Source organism: Flavobacterium sp. W22_SRS_FK3 (genome assembly GCF_052113665.1).
Lineage (GTDB): Bacteria > Bacteroidota > Bacteroidia > Flavobacteriales > Flavobacteriaceae > Flavobacterium.
The window spans coordinates 223,233-240,448 of the sequence record NZ_JBGQOF010000005.1 but is presented as its reverse complement, the minus strand read 5'-3'; the positions used below and the strand labels follow the sequence as shown (position 1 = coordinate 240,448).

General features: G+C 33.1%; 13 protein-coding genes and 1 pseudogene. 4 read left to right on the top strand and 10 right to left on the bottom strand.

Annotation, left to right across the window (positions count from 1 at the left end; all coding sequences use genetic code 11):
* The first annotated feature begins 7 nt into the window (after nucleotides 1–7).
* Nucleotides 8–3,211 carry a cytochrome c biogenesis protein CcsA gene (gene ccsA, locus ACEN2I_RS07040; protein WP_441765387.1) on the top strand — a complete coding sequence of 1,068 codons (3,204 nt, stop codon included), beginning with the start codon at nucleotides 8–10 and terminating at the stop codon, nucleotides 3,209–3,211.
* A gap of 10 nt (nucleotides 3,212–3,221) precedes the next feature.
* On the opposite strand, the gene ACEN2I_RS07035 is transcribed toward ccsA, so the two are convergent.
* The 8 genes from ACEN2I_RS07035 to glyA form a co-directional block, all read right to left on the bottom strand.
* Nucleotides 3,222–3,365, bottom strand: a complete 144-nt coding sequence (locus ACEN2I_RS07035) for a hypothetical protein (RefSeq protein ID WP_441765386.1) — start codon at nucleotides 3,363–3,365, stop codon at nucleotides 3,222–3,224.
* A gap of 63 nt (nucleotides 3,366–3,428) precedes the next feature.
* Entirely contained in the window at nucleotides 3,429–3,803 is a 375-nt protein-coding gene (locus tag ACEN2I_RS07030; RefSeq protein WP_441765385.1) for a DUF4258 domain-containing protein, read from the bottom strand.
* A gap of 36 nt (nucleotides 3,804–3,839) precedes the next feature.
* The gene (locus tag ACEN2I_RS07025; protein WP_441765384.1) at nucleotides 3,840–5,039 is read right to left on the bottom strand and encodes an alanine dehydrogenase; all 1,200 of its coding nucleotides are present in this window, start codon (nucleotides 5,037–5,039) and stop codon (nucleotides 3,840–3,842) included.
* A gap of 84 nt (nucleotides 5,040–5,123) precedes the next feature.
* Nucleotides 5,124–5,597 carry a GNAT family N-acetyltransferase gene (locus tag ACEN2I_RS07020; protein WP_441765383.1) on the bottom strand — a complete coding sequence of 158 codons (474 nt, stop codon included), beginning with the start codon at nucleotides 5,595–5,597 and terminating at the stop codon, nucleotides 5,124–5,126.
* Between the two features lie 118 nt (nucleotides 5,598–5,715).
* Nucleotides 5,716–6,123: a tRNA (adenosine(37)-N6)-threonylcarbamoyltransferase complex ATPase subunit type 1 TsaE gene (tsaE, locus tag ACEN2I_RS07015; protein WP_441765382.1), complete on the bottom strand. Its 408-nt coding sequence runs from the start codon at nucleotides 6,121–6,123 to the stop codon at nucleotides 5,716–5,718.
* Nucleotides 6,124–6,194: 71 nt separating this feature from the next.
* A complete protein-coding gene (locus ACEN2I_RS07010; protein WP_441765381.1) occupies nucleotides 6,195–7,748 on the bottom strand; it encodes a response regulator in 1,554 nt (517 codons plus the stop codon).
* A 198-nt stretch (nucleotides 7,749–7,946) separates the two neighbouring features.
* Complete coding sequence (locus tag ACEN2I_RS07005) at nucleotides 7,947–8,540, bottom strand: tRNA-(ms[2]io[6]A)-hydroxylase (protein WP_441765380.1); 594 nt, start codon at nucleotides 8,538–8,540, stop codon at nucleotides 7,947–7,949.
* 113 nt (nucleotides 8,541–8,653) lie between these two features.
* Complete coding sequence (gene glyA / locus ACEN2I_RS07000) at nucleotides 8,654–9,928, bottom strand: serine hydroxymethyltransferase (protein WP_441765379.1); 1,275 nt, start codon at nucleotides 9,926–9,928, stop codon at nucleotides 8,654–8,656.
* Between the two features lie 108 nt (nucleotides 9,929–10,036).
* Between glyA and fahA the strand changes: the two genes are divergently transcribed.
* Complete coding sequence (gene fahA / locus ACEN2I_RS06995) at nucleotides 10,037–11,320, top strand: fumarylacetoacetase (protein WP_441765378.1); 1,284 nt, start codon at nucleotides 10,037–10,039, stop codon at nucleotides 11,318–11,320.
* A 153-nt stretch (nucleotides 11,321–11,473) separates the two neighbouring features.
* On the opposite strand, the gene ACEN2I_RS06990 is transcribed toward fahA, so the two are convergent.
* On the bottom strand, nucleotides 11,474–12,514 hold the full coding sequence (locus tag ACEN2I_RS06990) for an agmatine deiminase family protein (protein WP_441765377.1): 1,041 nt from the start codon (nucleotides 12,512–12,514) through the stop codon (nucleotides 11,474–11,476).
* Between the two features lie 593 nt (nucleotides 12,515–13,107).
* Between ACEN2I_RS06990 and ACEN2I_RS06985 the strand changes: the two genes are divergently transcribed.
* Together ACEN2I_RS06985 and ACEN2I_RS06980 are read left to right on the top strand one after the other, a co-directional pair.
* Nucleotides 13,108–14,370 carry an OmpA family protein gene (locus ACEN2I_RS06985; protein ID WP_441765376.1) on the top strand — a complete coding sequence of 421 codons (1,263 nt, stop codon included), beginning with the start codon at nucleotides 13,108–13,110 and terminating at the stop codon, nucleotides 14,368–14,370.
* A 153-nt stretch (nucleotides 14,371–14,523) separates the two neighbouring features.
* A pseudogene (locus tag ACEN2I_RS06980) lies at nucleotides 14,524–15,970 on the top strand (IS1182 family transposase).
* 231 nt (nucleotides 15,971–16,201) lie between these two features.
* Here the strand turns inward: ACEN2I_RS06980 and ACEN2I_RS06975 are convergent.
* Nucleotides 16,202–17,089 carry a carbon-nitrogen hydrolase gene (locus ACEN2I_RS06975; protein WP_441765375.1) on the bottom strand — a complete coding sequence of 296 codons (888 nt, stop codon included), beginning with the start codon at nucleotides 17,087–17,089 and terminating at the stop codon, nucleotides 16,202–16,204.
* Nucleotides 17,090–17,216 lie beyond the last annotated feature (127 nt).

Below are 17,216 nucleotides of genomic sequence, written 5' to 3'. Positions count from 1 at the left end.
CTTAAAAATGGATAAAAAAATATTCTCTTTTTTGTTTTCTACACGATTAATGGCCGTTCTTTTTTTAACATTTGCAATCGCAATGGGTATTGGAACTTTTATCGAAAGTAAATACAATACGGATACCGCCCGAATTTTAATTTATAACACCTGGTGGTTCGAGGCTATAATGGTCTTTTTTATGATCAATTTCTTCGGAAACATTAAACGTTATCAACTATTGAAAAAAGAAAAATGGGCAACATTATTACTTCACATTGCTTTTATTTTTATTCTTTTAGGCGCTTTTATTACACGTTATATCAGTTATGAAGGCATGATGCCTATACGGGAAGGAGCAGCCGAAAATCAAATCTATTCTGATAAAACATTCTTAACCGTTTTTGCAGATGGGGAATATAAGGGAGAAATGAAACGCAGAACTTTTGAAAGAAGCCTTTTATTGTCACCTGTTACCAATAATGATTTTACACTTTCGGGTAAATTTGACGAAACTCCTTTCGAAGTAAGCTACGTTAAGTACATCATGGGAGCAAAAGAAACTATAAAACCGGATCCAAAAGGAACTTTATATATTAAATTAGTTGAAGCCGGAGCAGGTGGTCGTGAAGAACATTTCCTGAAAGAAGGAGAAGTTCAAAATATTCACAATGTTTTATTTGCTTTAAATAAACCAACTGATGGTGCTATAAATATCAATACAACTGGCGAAAAATATACGATCCAAACGCCTTTCGAAGGGGAGTTTATGCGAATGGCAGATAAATTTCAGGGAAAAGTCACCAAAGATAACATACAGCCTTTGATGATGCGTTCTTTGTACAGTATAGGTGATATCCGAATTGTTTTTCCGGATCCTGCCTTAAGAGGAGTTGTTGATTATGAATCAAACAATGATTACAAAGCTAAATCTCACACTGATGCTTTAATCGTAAAAGTAAAAGCGGAAGGTCAGGAAAAAGAAGTACGTTTGTTAGGATCGAAGGGAAGTGTTGGAGAACCGCAAACCATTAAAATCGGAAAAATAGAATACAGTTTATTTTACGGAAGCAAAGCATATGTTTTGCCTTTTAAAGTAAAATTAAACGATTTTATAGCTACTAAATATCCTGGAACTGAGAAAAGTTATTCGGCTTTTGAAAGTAAAGTTACCGTTCAGGATTCTTCAGAAACATTTGATGCAAGAATTTATATGAATCACGTTTTAGATCACAAAGGATACAGATTTTTCCAGTCTTCGTTTGATCCGGATGAAAAAGGAACTGTATTATCTGTAAATCATGATTTTTGGGGAACTTCGATTACTTATTTAGGATATTTTATGTTGTATTTTGGTTTAATGGCGATTATGTTTACCAAAGGCTCCCGTTTCACAGATCTAAAGCGTAAACTTGAAAAAGTAAAAGAGAAAAAAGCAAAATTAATTACGATTTTGATTGTAATGTTAAGTTTTAGTGGTTTTTCTCAGGCTCCTCATGTGCATACGCCAGGCCATAATCATGACCATACTCATACCGAAGAGCCTAATGATCATGCCAATCATGTAACACGTCCGCCAAGTCAAAAGCAAATAGATTCATTGCTGAATATTTACAAAGCACCGGAAGCTCATGCGGCTAAATTTGGCCGTTTGATTATTCAGGATGCCGGAGGAAGAATGAAGCCTATCAATACTTTTTCATCAGAATTGTTGAGAAAAGTAAGTCAGAGCGATACTTATAATGGAATGAATTCTGATCAGGTATTTTTATCCATGACACAATATGCTCAGGTTTGGATTCAGGTTCCGCTTATTTACATCAATACAAAAGATGACAGTATTCGTAAAATTATTGGTATTGACAGAAAAGCTAAGTTAGCCCCTTTTGTAAAGTTTTTTGATGAAAACGGAAATTACAAGCTTTCGCCGTATTTAGATGCAGCCTACAAAGCAGCAAATCCAAATAGTTTTGAAAAAGATTTTATCGAAACGGATAAAAAAGTAAACCTGATGGAATCTGCTTTAAGCGGAAGTATTTTGAGGATTTTTCCAATTCCGAATGATCCAAATAACAAATGGATTTCTTATTTAGAAATTAGTAAGGCAGGTTTAAAAGGAATGGACGAAACCTATGTAAAGCAAATAATTCCTTTGTATTTTAATGCTTTAAACAATGGTTCTATTTCGAAAGACTTTAAAACTGCCGATGACCTGGTGGAAAGTATAAACGGTTTTCAAAAGAAATTTGGAAGCAAAGTACGTCCAAGTGAAAAGAAAATTGATCTTGAAATCGCCTATAACAAATACAATATTTTGCCAAAAATGTTTTATTGGTACTCGCTTTCCGGAATATTCATGTTGATTTTTACACTTTTCAGTATTTTCTTCGATAAAAAGTTTTTACGCATTACAGTAAATGGTTTTCACATTTTAATAGGATTAATATTTGCGCTCCACACTCTTGCATTAATTGCGCGTTGGTACATTTCGGGTCATGCGCCGTGGAGTAATGCTTATGAAGCGATTGTATATGTGGCTTGGTCAACAATGTTCTTCGGATTGGCTTTCGACCGAAAATCAAAACTGACTGTCGCATCTGCAGCCTTTGTAACGGCCATGATTTTATGGTCTGCAAATTTAAACTGGGTCGATCCTGAAATTGCAAATTTACAGCCTGTTCTGAATTCGTATTGGTTAATGATTCACGTTGCGGTTATTGTAGCAAGCTACGGACCTACAGCACTTGGAATGATTTTAGGTTTTGTAGCCCTAATATTGATTTTCTTTACCAATGAGAAAAACAAGACCAAAATGGACTTGAATATAAAAGAGATAACTTATATCAACGAAATGGCATTGACAATTGGTTTAATCATGCTATCGATAGGGAACTTCCTGGGAGGTCAATGGGCCAACGAAAGCTGGGGACGTTACTGGGGCTGGGATCCAAAAGAAACCTGGGCATTGATTTCTATTATGGTTTACGCTTTTGTAATTCACGCTCGTTTTGTACCTGCTTTACGAGGAAAATGGTTTTTTAATTTAATGAGTATGTTTGCCTTTCTATCTATTTTGTTTACCTATTATGGCGTGAATTTTCACTTAGTAGGGCTACACTCATACGCAAGCGGAGAAGCACATTCACTAAGCTGGATCTGGTACTCATTAGGAACAATTTCAATAATAGGAGTTATAACCTACCCTAAATATCGAAAATATTATAAAAAATAATAGTTATTAATCACATAGAAAAAGGTTCAGCTTTACGGTTGAACCTTTTTTTGTTTAGAATTAGAAGCTGTTCCTGCTGTCCACTGTATCTTTTGTAGCGAACCCCGCCACAAAAGGATGCCGTTCTCATCAGGGCTAGGGCTTTAGTTTTCATTATAAAATTTAAGGCATAAAAAAAGGATAGTGTTTGCTATCCTTAAATTATATTCTTATTTGATTATTTTTTAATGATTTCCTCTAAAACAGCTTTGTTTTCGTAGTTGGTTACTTTAAGGATAATCTCCTGATTTTTTACCGTTTTTCCTTCGATGATATATAATTTTCCTTTTTTGTAAGGAACATTACTTTGATCAAAATCGACATCTCCAAATTGCAGTGTGTTTTTAATATCAGCAGTGTCAACCCATTTTTCGTTCAGCGTTTGAATTGCTTTATCCGAATATTGAAATGGCTTGGTTCTTAAGCTATTCAAAACTCTGGCATTCGGAAAGTAGTTGCAGCGAGTATCTTTTCCACTAAAAACGAGTGCTACAAAAAAGCATCCCATAACTAAACCAATCAAATAATAAGCAAAACGATGTACGAACTTCATGAATTAAATTTTTTGCAAAGGTAAGCTAAACTTGCTTTAAAAAACAAGTAAATTAATGTCGCTGTCAGGTAAATCAAACCATTCACCAATTGCTTTGTTGGTCAGGATTCCGTGGTACAAATAGATTCCGTTTTTTAAGCCTTTATTACATCTGATGGCACTTTCCAAACCGCCATCTTCAGCTATCTGAAGAAGGTAAGGAGTAATTATATTGCTTATTGAAAGTGAAGCTGTTTTTGAATATCTGGAAGGAATATTTGGTACACAATAATGTAAAACATTACTTTTTATGAAAGTTGGTTTTTCGTGTGTTGTAACTTCTGAGGTTTCAAAACAACCTCCGGTATCAATACTAACATCAACTATTACAGCGCCTTTTTTCATATGCTCGACCATAGTTTCAGTTACAACAATCGGACAGCGTTCTTTGCCTCGCATGGCACCTATGGCTACGTCACAACGTCTTAAAGCTTTAAGTAACGCTTTTTGCTGAATTGTAGAAGTAAAAATACGTTGATTCAAGTTATTTTGTAAACGGCGTAATTTGGTAATCGAATTATCAAAGACTTTTACATTTGCTCCAAGTCCAATAGCAGTTTTTGCAGCAAATTCACCTACAGTTCCGGCACCTAAAATAACAACATCAGTAGGAGGGACACCTGTAATATTTCCAAACAACAACCCTTTTCCAAATTCGTCAGTAATCATCAGTTCTGCTGCGATAAGTATAGACGCTGTTCCTGCAATTTCACTTAATGATTTCACTGCTGGATAAGAGCCGTCTTCGTCTTTAATATATTCAAAGGCAAGTGCAGTTATTTTTTTTTGTGCCAAAGCTTCAAAATAAGCTTTCTTTTTAGTTTTTAACTGTATGGCAGATATAATTATCGTTTCAGGATTAATCATTTTAATTTCTGCCAAAGTAGGAGGTTCAACTTTCAGTAATAAAGGACAGCCAAAAACTTTTTTAGTGTCTTTCGTAACCTCTGCTCCCGCATCACTATATTCCTTATCTGAATAACTGGAGCTTTCTCCCGCTCCTGATTCAATCATAACACGATGTCCTGCGTATGTCAACGAATTAACCGCGTCAGGGGTTAGGCAAATACGACGTTCCTGATAACTTGTTTCTTTCGGAATACCTATGAAAAGTTCTCTTTTATGTCGGCCAACTTCAAGCTTTTCTTCTTGTGGCAACAATTGCTGTTTTGTAAACGGAGTTAGGGTTATAGACATGGGTTAAGCAAAAAATTAAGAGTACAAATTACGTAAAAAGTTTTAAAATTAGTGCAAATATTCTGCTAATACTATAAGTCAATATTAACAGATTGTTTTTTCCATTTTGATGTTGGCTCTTTTATAACTTACATTTCCTAATGGGACTTCTATAAAACCAAATTTTTCATATAAATGAATCGCCGGAAGAAGAATTCTATTCGAATATAAAACTAGCTTTTTGATGTCTTTTTCTTCGGCGACAGCCAAACAATGCAGCAATAATTTATTTCCAATTCCAATTCCCTGAGCTTTATCTGATACAGCCATTTTGCTCAATTCAAAAGTAATATCATCAATTTTCATTAAAGAAGCTGTTCCGAGAATTTCATTATTACATTTTGCATAAAAAATCATTCCGCCTTTATCTATAATTTCCTCTTGTGGATTTGAAAGCATTAAATCGTCTTTTTCTTCAACTCTGAAATATTTATTAAGCCATTCAATATTTAAAGTTTTGATAGGTTCTTTTAGATCTGATGAAAAAGGGATTATTTGTACGCTATTTTGGGTATTCATTATAAATATATTATTACTTTCACGGAGATTCACGAAGTTTTTCACAAAGATTCACAAAGTTTTTATTAGAATATTTTTTTGAGTGTCTCTGTGAAAAACTTAGTGAATGTCTGCGGAATTAAAACAGTTCCAATTCTCTTTTCCTGTCTGTCAATAACACAATATTGATTGTTGAAGTTTCTTCCGGAAGCAGATTCTCAATTTTTTCAGACCATTCGATAAAACACCAATTTCCGGAATATAAATAATCATCAACGCCCATATCCAGCGCTTCTGTTTCTTTATTTAATCTGTAAAAATCAAAATGATAAACGATTTGATTGTTTGAAGTGTAATATTCATTAACTAAAGAAAAAGTGGGACTGCTTGTGGTGTCTTTAACCCCTAAAGTTTTGCATAATTGTTTAATAAGAGTAGTTTTTCCAACACCCATTTCTCCGTTAAAAAGAATGATCTTTTTTGGATTTTGAGCAATTATTTGTGCTGCTACTTCCTGAATTTGATCTAATGAAAAAACGATATTCATTGTTTGTATTTCTTTAATTTAAAAATCAGTCCCGAAATTCCTATTGAAAACCGGGATTGAAAACTGTATTTTTATTTTGGATTAAACACCAAAAACGGAATAATCATTTCTTCAAGCGAAATTCCGCCATGTTGATAGGTATTTTTGTAATAACTCACATAATGATTATAGTTGTTCACGTAAGCTAAAAACAAATCATTTTTAGCAAAAATAAACGAACTGCTCATGTTTATCGCCGGCAAACCTATTGTTTTAGGCTCTTTTACAACGTAGACGTCTTTTTGTTCGTATGTTAAACTACGACCGGTTTTATAACGTAAGTTTAAACTTGTGTTCTTGTCTCCAACCACTTTTGAAGGGTTTTTTACATTTATGGTTCCGTGATCTGTTGTCAGGATTAATTTGAATCCTAAAAGTTGTGCCTGTTGAATTATTTCAAGCAATGGTGAATTTTTGAACCAGCTCAAAGTCAGCGAACGATAAGCTTTGTCATCAGAAGCAAGTTCTTTTACAACATCCATTTCAGTTTTGGCATGTGACAACATATCGACAAAATTGTACACAACAGTTACCAGATCATTTCCTTTTAAAGCTTTAAAGTTCTCTGCCAGCTTTTTACCGCTTGAATAATTGGTGATTTTAAAATAATCTTCTTTTAAATTCAAACCCAGACGTTTCAATTGCGCACTAAGGAACTCTGCTTCAAAAAGATTTTTCCCTCCATCTTCAACATCATTCTTCCAATATTGAGGAAATTGTTTTTCCATTTCAATTGGCAATAAACCAGAGAAAATGGCATTTCTGGCATATTGTGTTGCTGTTGGAAGTATTGAAAAATAAGGAACTTCTTTTTCTAATTTATAATAATTGGATACTACAGTTTCAAAAGATTTCCACTGGTCATAACGTAGATTATCAATTACTACAAATAAAATAGGTTTGTCTTTCTTTTTAATTTCCGGAACGACTAATTCTTTAAATAGATTGTGGGATTGAATGGGTTTGTCTGCTTTTGGTACAAACCAGTCTTCGTAGTTTCGTTCGATATACTTTCCGAACTGTGAATTAGCTTCAACTTTTTGTGATTCCAAAATTTCGACCATGGCTTGATCGTTAATATTTTCAAGTTCTAATTCCCAGAATATTAATTTTTTGTATAATTCAACCCAATCTTCAAAAGAATTGACCATAGCTAATTCCATTGAGATTTTTCTGAATTCCTTTTGATAATCTAAAGTTGTTTTTTCAGAAATTAATCTGGAGTGGTCCAGGTTTTTCTTTAAACTCAACAAAATCTGATTTGGATTGACAGGTTTTATCAGGTAATCGGCAATTTTAGAACCAATTGCTTCTTCCATGATATATTCCTCTTCACTTTTGGTAATCATAATCATCGGAGTTGCAGATTTTTTTTCCTTCATTTCAGAAAGTGTTTCCAAGCCGCTCATTCCGGGCATATTTTCATCCAAGAAAACAATATCAAAGTTTTCTTCTTCAAATAATCCAATCGCATCCAATCCGTTATTGCAGGTAGTAACTGCGTAGTTTTTTTTCTCTAAAAACAGTATATGTGGCTTTAAAAGATCGATTTCATCATCGACCCAAAGTATTTTTATCTTATCCATAATTGACTTTAATTTTAATGCAATTTAAAGTTCTAGAACTTAAAAAGTATTAAAAATAGTATAAAATTAAAATTTCAGTTGTAATTATTTACGTTGTCAAAGTGAAGAAAAAATAATAATAAATATTTTTAACTGCTTCATTTTTAATTAGCAAATCAATTAATTTTATCATTAGTTTTTTACAGAATTAAGAAAAAATTATCCGTGAATTGTTTCGCCTTTACCGTAGTTTTTAATGATTGATTCTTCAAAAGCTAGCCATTCTCTCCAACGTTTTTCAACATCAATTCCAACTCCGTATTTTCTTGCGTATGTTATAAAAGTGGTGTAATGTCCGGCTTCGCTTTCCATCAATTCTCTGTAAAAAGCAGCCAATTCTTCGTCCTGAATATTTTCGGATAAAACTTTGAAACGTTCACAGCTTCTGGCTTCGATCATGGCTGAGAAAAGTAATCTTTCGACCAAACCAGAAACACGGCTTCCATCACCGCTTTTCTTCATATATTGGTATAATTCATTTACATAATCATCCTTGCGTTCACGGCCTAATTTCAATCCACGTTTGATGATGATATTATGAACCTGTTCAAAATGATCGATTTCTTCTTTGGCCAAAGCCAATAAATCTTTCACTAAATCCTGATGTTCCGAATTATTGGTAATAATAGTAATCGCATTTGTTGCTGCTTTTTGTTCGCACCAAGCATGGTCGGTAAGGATTTCTTCAATGTTTTTTTCAACTATATTTACCCATCTTGGGTCAGTTGGCAATTGTAATCTTAGTACACCCATTTTATAAGTCTTAAAGTTAGAAAGTCAAAAAAGTCGAAAATCAAAACTTAAATAGAAATTTACATTCCATTAAAGACTTTCGACCTTCGACTTTAAGACTTTATGACTAATATTTAGTAAACGAAAATTGGTCTTTCGCTCATCATTTCATCTACTTCGTTAGCTACTTCTTCAATAACGGCTTCGTTAGTATGATCTGTCAAAACTCTATCAATTAAGGCAACAATCGTTTCCATATCTTCTTCAACTAAACCACGAGTCGTGATAGCGGCTGTCCCAACACGAATTCCTGAAGTTACAAATGGTGATTTATCATCAAATGGAACCATGTTTTTATTTACCGTGATTTCAGCTTTTACCAATGCATTTTCAGCATCTTTTCCAGAAATATTTTTATTTCTTAAGTCAATCAGCATCATGTGATTATCAGTTCCTCCAGAAATAATGTTGTATCCCCTTTTTACGAAAGCATCTGCCATTGCATTTGCATTTTTTTGTAATTGCATCGCATAAGTAAAGAACTCATCTTTTAATGCTTCACCAAAAGCAACTGCTTTAGCAGCAATAATATGCATTAAAGGTCCACCTTGATTTCCTGGAAAAACAGCTAAGTCTAATAAAGATGACATCATTCTGATTTCTCCTTTTGGAGTAGTTAACCCCATTGGATTAGGGAAATCTTTCCCCATCAAAATCAAACCGCCACGTGGTCCGCGTAATGTTTTGTGAGTTGTTGTAGAAACAATATGACAATGTGGAATAGGATCATTCAATAATCCTTTAGCAATAAGCCCTGCAGGGTGAGAAATATCAGCAAATAAGATAGCACCAACGCTGTCAGCAATTTCCCTAAAACGTGCAAAATCCATATCACGAGAATAAGCCGAAGCCCCTGCGATAATTAATTTCGGCTTTTCTTTAGTGGCGATTTCCTGAATTTTATCATAATCTAATCTTCCAGTTTCTTTATCTACTCCGTAAAAAACAGGTACATAAACACGTCCTGAAAAATTCACAGGAGATCCGTGAGTCAAGTGACCACCGTGAGATAAGTCAAAGCCTAATATTTTATCACCTGGCTGTAAACAAGCATGATACACAGAAGCATTTGCCTGAGAACCTGAGTGAGGCTGCACGTTTGCATATTCAGCACCAAATAATTCCTTGGCTCTGTCAATTGCAATTTGTTCAATAACGTCAACTACTTCACAACCGCCGTAGTATCTTTTGCCAGGATATCCCTCAGCGTATTTATTAGTTAAAACAGAACCAGCTGCTTCCATAACTTCATCACTTACGAAGTTTTCTGAAGCAATTAATTCTAATCCGTGAATTTGTCTGTCTTGTTCCTCTAGTATAAGGTCAAAAATTTGTTCGTCGCGTTGCATTTTTTCGTTTTTCGTTAATTTCCTGCAAAAATACAAAAAAACGTTTGTGAAACTGTTAGATTATGATATATTTGACATAGATTTTTTCAACAAATAATTAACATTCACATGCCAATAACCGCCAACGATACTAAAAGAAAATCATGGTTAGAAGTACCAGAGAATAGTGATTTTCCTATTCAAAATATTCCTTTCGGTGTATTTCTTACCAAAGAAAATGTCGTTACTGTAGGAACAAGAATTGGTGATTTCGCTATAGATTTAGGAGCTTTACAACAATTAAACTATTTTGAAGGAATAGATTTAACTGATGATATGTTTATGCAGGATACGCTAAATGATTTTATTTCTGATGGAAAAAAAACATGGCGTTTAGTTCGTAATCGTATCGCTGATATTTTTGACGCAACAAATTCAAAACTTCGAGATTCTACAAAAGAACGCGATATTGTTATTTTTAATATTGATGATGTCGAGATGCAATTGCCCGTTTTAATTGGTGATTATACAGATTTTTATTCGAGTAAAGAGCATGCCACAAACGTTGGTAAAATGTTTCGCGATCCTGAAAATGCTTTGCTGCCAAACTGGTTACACATTCCGGTTGGGTACCATGGAAGAAGTTCTACTATAGTTCCGTCTGGAATTCCCGTACACAGGCCAATGGGACAAACTTTGCCAAATGGTGAAAAGACACCTGTTTTTGGCACTTCGCGTTTGGTAGATTTTGAATTAGAAACTGCTTTTATTACGACCGATGTAAATGTAATGGGCGAAAATATCGCAACTTACGAAGCTGAAGATTATATTTTCGGAATGGTTTTATTGAATGACTGGAGTGCCCGCGATATCCAAAAGTGGGAATATGTTCCTCTTGGACCATTTTTAGCAAAAAGCTTTGCCACATCAATTTCTCCGTGGATTGTAACTATGGATGCTTTGGAACCTTTTAGAACAAAAGGTCCTAAGCAAGATCCTTCACCACTTCCTTATTTACAAACCAAAGGGAAAAAGACGTTCGATATTCATTTAGAAGTGTCACTAAAACCTGAAAATAAAGAAGAAACGATAATTTCTAAATCAAATTTCAAATATTTATATTGGAATATGAGTCAGCAATTAGCACATCACACCTCTAATGGATGTCGTGTAAATTCTGGTGATATGATGGGTTCTGGAACAATTTCTGGTCCTACTCCAGATAGTTTTGGTTCGATGTTAGAACTAACTTGGGGAGGAAAAAGTCCATTAAAACTAAGAGATGGAAGTGAACGTAAATTTATCGAAGATAATGATACAGTAATTATAAGAGGTTTCTGCGAAACTAAGGAAATACGTATCGGTTTTGGAGAAGTTTCAAGCCAATTATTACCCCCTTTTGTGAGGAAATGAAGAGAAAATAAAGTATATTAATTATTTATAAAAAAGCTTGTATTTCTAAATACAAGCTTTTTTATAAATAAATTTGCAAATTCGAGTAGTCAAAATTTAACCCCAAAAATTTAAAAAATATAACTTTTCACTTACGAGATTATTTTACTGAAACTATTCAGGAATCTGCTGGCTCAGGCAATGCAAAGTTCCGAATCCCCATATGAAATCGATACAGCTTATACCGATAACCTCCCGATCAGGGAAACATTCAGAAAGTATATTTAATGCTACACGATCATTGCTGTCATTAAAAGTAGGAACTAAAACACATTTGTTCAAGATTAAGAAATTAGCATAACTTGCAGGTAATCTTAATTCCTCAAAATCTACTCGTTTTGGCATAGGTAATGCTACAATAATTGGAGATTTTCCGTCTTCCAATTTTGAATTTTGCAAACGTTTTAAATTGTCTTGTAATGGTTTGTAGTTTGAATCGTTTTTATCTGTTTCAATAATCGTAACTATAGTATCTTCATTTACAAAACGGCACAAATCGTCTATGTGTCCGTGAGTATCATCGCCTTCAATTCCGTCTCCTAACCAAATTACATTGGTAACTCCTAGATATTCTTTAAAAACTGATTCATAATCTTCTTTGGTAAAACCGGGATTTCGTACCTGTATTGTTGGATGCATTAAGCATTCTTCAGAAGTTAGTAAAGTTCCTCTTCCGTTTACATCAATAGCACCTCCTTCAACAATTACCGGTTTTCCTTTATATATAACCTGAGTTAATGGAATGTCTATGAATTCAGCAATTTTAGCCGGAACAACTTTGTCGAGTTGGAAATTTTTATACTTTGCCCAACCGTTAAAATTAAAATTCAAAGCTTCTCTTTTTGAACCATTTTTCACAATAATTGGTCCCGAATCACGCATCCAGCTTCTATTTGTTTTATGAATTACAAAAGAAATATTCAAAATATTAACATGTGCTCTTTCTAATATTTCGTATACTTTTTCTTTTAGTTTTCCATCGGCTACTACTAAAAAAACGGTTTCATAAGTAGCTACTTTTTTAATAAATTCTACAAAAGCCCATTGTACAGCTTCATATTTTCCCGGCCAATCATTACCATTATGGGGAAAACATAATACAATTCCTTGTTGTTTTTCCCATTCTGCTGGAAATCTTCTCTTATTTGTTGACATAAAAAAGTTCTAAATTAATGTTTGTAAAGATAAATTATTCATTTTTAATTATGAAACTGTATAAAAAAAATCAGAGTTAATCTCTATAATTCTAAAGGTAATTGTTTAATAAAAAGCATGTTATAATAAAAAAAATTGTAGATAATTATTGATTTTGACTTTTTTACTAAGATTTTATTAACTTAATGATGAAAATTTTTACAAAAAAAATATGATTTTTAAAAAAAAACATTAATTTTACTATAATTAATATAACTATTTTTTGATAGAAATTTTGTGATTTCATGTTAAGCTTTTAATCTGTTAGATAAAGTACACTATAGAAATATAGTGCTTTTTCTGAATAGAATTTAAGGTGTAAAACAAAAAAAATCATCATTAATAATTATTTTTAGTATCGCCCCAAGTTGTTTTAAAAAAGGCAAAAATTCATTTAATTCCCATTATACCTATATGTATGGGAATTATGTAAAAATTACAAAAATGAATAGAATGCTTTTTTTGTATCATTATTATAAGTTTGTTCTGAGTTTTTAAATAAAACTCACAATGGTAAACTTCAAAAAATGTTAAATTTAAAACACTTAGATATTATGAAAAAGAAATTAACTTCCTTAACACTTTTATTATTAACATTTGCAGCAAATGCTCAAAATATGGCAACGACTTCTGTTGAGTCCTCTATTGAAAATTCTGCTTATAACAAATGGTCCATCGAATTGAATGGTGGTTTAAACAAGCCCGTTAGAGCAATGGGCGCTAACTATGCTACAGAACCTTTGGGTGCTTGGCATGGAGATTTAGGAGTGCGTTATATGTTTAACCCTAAATTTGGTTTAAAATTAGATTATGGTTATGATCAATTAACCGAGGGTAGCAATTCTCCGGATTTTGATAGCCGCTATATGAGGCTTGATTTACAAGGAGTTATAAATCTTAGTAGAGCTTTAAATTTTGAGACCTGGACCAATACATTTGGTTTGTTAGTTCATGGTGGATTTGGAGTTTCACAACTAACTTCTAAAAATGGTTTTGATGGAGAAGATTACATGGGTAATGGAATAATGGGTATTACTGGCCAGGTAAGATTAGGAAATCGTGTAGCTTTAACAGCTGATTTAACTGGGTTAGTAAATATTAAGCAAAATGAAAATTTTGATGGAATGACACCTTTAACGACAAGAGGGTTTGACGGAATTTTAATTAATACATCAATTGGTTTAACATTTTATCTTGGTAAAAATGAAAAACATGCTGACTGGGTTAGTGAAGGAGATAAATATGACAGTTTAGAAAAAAGAGTTGGAATGATAGAAACAGGTCTTTTAGATTCTGATAAAGATGGTGTAGCTGATTTGTATGATTTAGAACCAAACTCAATTGCAGGTGTTGCAGTAAATACAAAAGGACAATCAATTGATAATAACCAAAATGGCGTTCCGGATGAATTAGAAAGTTACTTAGAAAAAACTTATGGAGTAAAAAGTGATAGTGTTTCAACAAATAGTACTGTAGAGCAATTAATCAACGATGGATATGTAAATGTTTACTTTGATTTCAACTCTTCAAAACCAACTACTGCTTCATTATCTGGTATTGATTTCTTAGTTAAATATTTGAAAAACAATCCTAGCAAATCTGCAGATGTAGTAGGTTACGCTGACGAAATTGGAAGTTCAAGTTATAATGTAGAGCTATCGAGAAAAAGAGCTGAAGCTGTGAAACAGGTGGCAATAAATGCAGGAATTGATGCTTCAAGATTAAATGTAATTGCAAATGGTGAAGATGCTTCTGTAAATAAAAATTCAAAAGAAGCACGTCAAATTGTGAGAAGAGTTTCTTTCCAAGTGAAATAAAAACTCAAAATAATACTAAAAAATCCCGTTACTATTAAAGAGGGCACTGATAAAGTCCTTTTTTAGGAATGATTGTTAATTAAAAGGAGTAGAAGCTAAAAGTTTTCTGCTCCTTTTTTTGTATCTTTTGGGTGTAATCATAAGGCCTTTTAAATGTTAATTCAGCAGCAGCAAATTCAGTTTAGTCCATATTCTTCATTATATGATTTAATCGTTCCACAGGATAATCTACTTAGAAAAATCAACGAACTAATAGATTTTTCATTCATTTACGAGGAGTTGTTAGATAAATACTGTACAAATAACGGTCGCAAAGCAGAAAGCCCAGTTCGTATGTTTAAGTACTTACTTTTAAAAACAATATATAATGTATCTGATGTTGATGTAGTTGATCGTTCGCGTTTTGATATGTCTTTTAAATATTTCTTAGAAATGAGTCAAGAAGAAGGCGTCATCGATCCAAGTTCCTTGACAAAATTTCGTAAACTTCGTCTTAAGGACACAGACTTATTAAATCTTCTCATTGGAAAAACTGTATCTATAGTTATTTAAAAGTGAATCATCAGATCTAAATCTATCATAGTTGATGCCACGCATACTTTATCGAGATCCAATCCATTTTTAGCAATTGATGTATTAAGAGAACGTTCTAAACTACTACTAAAAACGGTATATTTATTTGATGATCGATTCAAAGAGAATATGCCAAAGAACAACGATATCTATGAATTAGAAAAAGAATTGGACTATTGCAAAGAGTTAGAGAAGCGTATAGAAAAAGAACAATCTTTAAGTTCTATACCTGCTGTGAAAGAAAAATTAAACTTACTAAAAGAAGCAATAGAAGATACTCAGGAAAAATTTACTTTATCAAAAGATACAGATGCTAAAACAGGTCATAAATCTGCTGATAGCTCTTTCTTTGGATATAAGACTCATCTAGCGATGACAGAAGAACGAATTATCACAGCAGCTATAATAACCTCAGGAACAAAGGAGTTGGTCCAGAGTTACCGAAACTCTTAGAGATTAGCCAAGAAAACGGAATGGATGTAGATACCATTATTGGCGATGGAGCTTATACAGGAACAAAAAATCTCCAGCCAGCAACCGGGCAAAATATTAGAGTTGTAGCTAGATTAAATGTTTCGGTAGCACAAGGAACTAGAAAAGAAGAAGATAGATTTGAATACAATAAAGATGCCGATAGAATTGTTTGTCCTGCGGGGCATATGGCTATACGAAAAGCTAAACAGGGCAAAAAAAATGTTGGAAAAATCAATCACACACCTATTATTTTGATGTTGAAAAATGCAAGTCTTGTTCTTTAAAAGAGGGATGCTACAAAGAAGGGGCAAAGACAAAAAACTATGCTGTAACGATAAAATCAGACTTACACCAAGAACAAATCGCCTTTCAGGAAACAGAATATTACAAAGAAAAAGCAAAACATCGATACAAAATAGAGGCTAAAAATAGTGAGTTAAAAAAGATACACGGCTATGATAGGCTAATATCGTACGGCATTGCCAATATGCAAATGCAAGGAGCAATGACTATTTTTACAGTCAATTTAAAAAGAATACTGAAATTCATATAAGAAATTAAAAGCCAAATGGTGCATTATTCAAAACGACCTTATATAAGTCAAAAATAGACTCATACTAGCTTCAAATAAAAAACAGTTATAAAGCGAAAAACGCTTGCAACGGGTTAAAAAATCCTGTTACAAGCGTTTTTTTAATTCTCTAAAAACAATCCCAATCAAAATAAGAGGTGTTTTTCAGTGCCCTCAAATATTTGAAACAGCCTTTTTTTTAATCAACTAAATTTAGTCAATTGCTCTTTTTGTAATATCTCCAAAAGCATCAATTCTTCTGTCTCTGAAAAATGGCCAGTTCTGACGAACATTTTCCTGAAGATCTAAGTCAACTTCGGCTATTAAAATTTCTTCCTGATCATGAGAAGCTTGCGCTAAAATTTCCCCTTGAGGGCCAGCGATAAATGAAGCTCCCCAAAATTGAATTCCGTCAGTCCCTTCAATATATTGCTCTAAACCGATTCTGTTTGCAGCAGCAACAAAAACACCATTTGCAACGGCATGCCCTTTCATAACATTCATCCATGCACCATATTGGTTTTCTCCATATTGTTCTTTTTCTTTTGGATGCCATCCAATAGCTGTAGGGTAAAATAAGACTTCTGCTCCTTTTAAAGCAGTAATACGAGCAGCTTCAGGATACCATTGATCCCAGCAAATTAAAGTTCCAACTGTTCCTTTTTTAGTTTTAATTGCCTGAAAACCTAAATCACCAGGGGTAAAATAGAATTTTTCGTAAAAATGAGGATCATCGGGAATATGCATTTTGCGGTATAAACCTGCTTCTGTTCCATCAGTATCAATAATATAGGCACTGTTGTGATAAATTCCTGCCATTCTTTTTTCAAAGAAAGGAACAATAATAACAACTCCTAATTCTTTGGCCAATTCGCTAAAAGCAATAAATGATGTGCTATAAAGTGGTTCTGCTATTGCAAAATTATCTACATCTTCGCTTTGGCAAAAATAATGGCTGCTATATAATTCAGGTAATAAAATAACTTCTGCCCCTTTGTTTGCGGCATCTTTTACCCAACTGATACATTTTTTAAGATTATTTTCTGCAACGTCATTAAGGTTTAACTGAACAACGGCTATTTTATATTTTCTTTTCGGCATCACATAAAAATTTAGAGTGCAAAAATAGTAATTTTTAAAGGAATGACAAAGAGTGTTAATAGGAGCTTATGAAAACTAATAAAGCTATATTTTTTCCTGTAAATGCAAAAAAAACATCGGTATATGC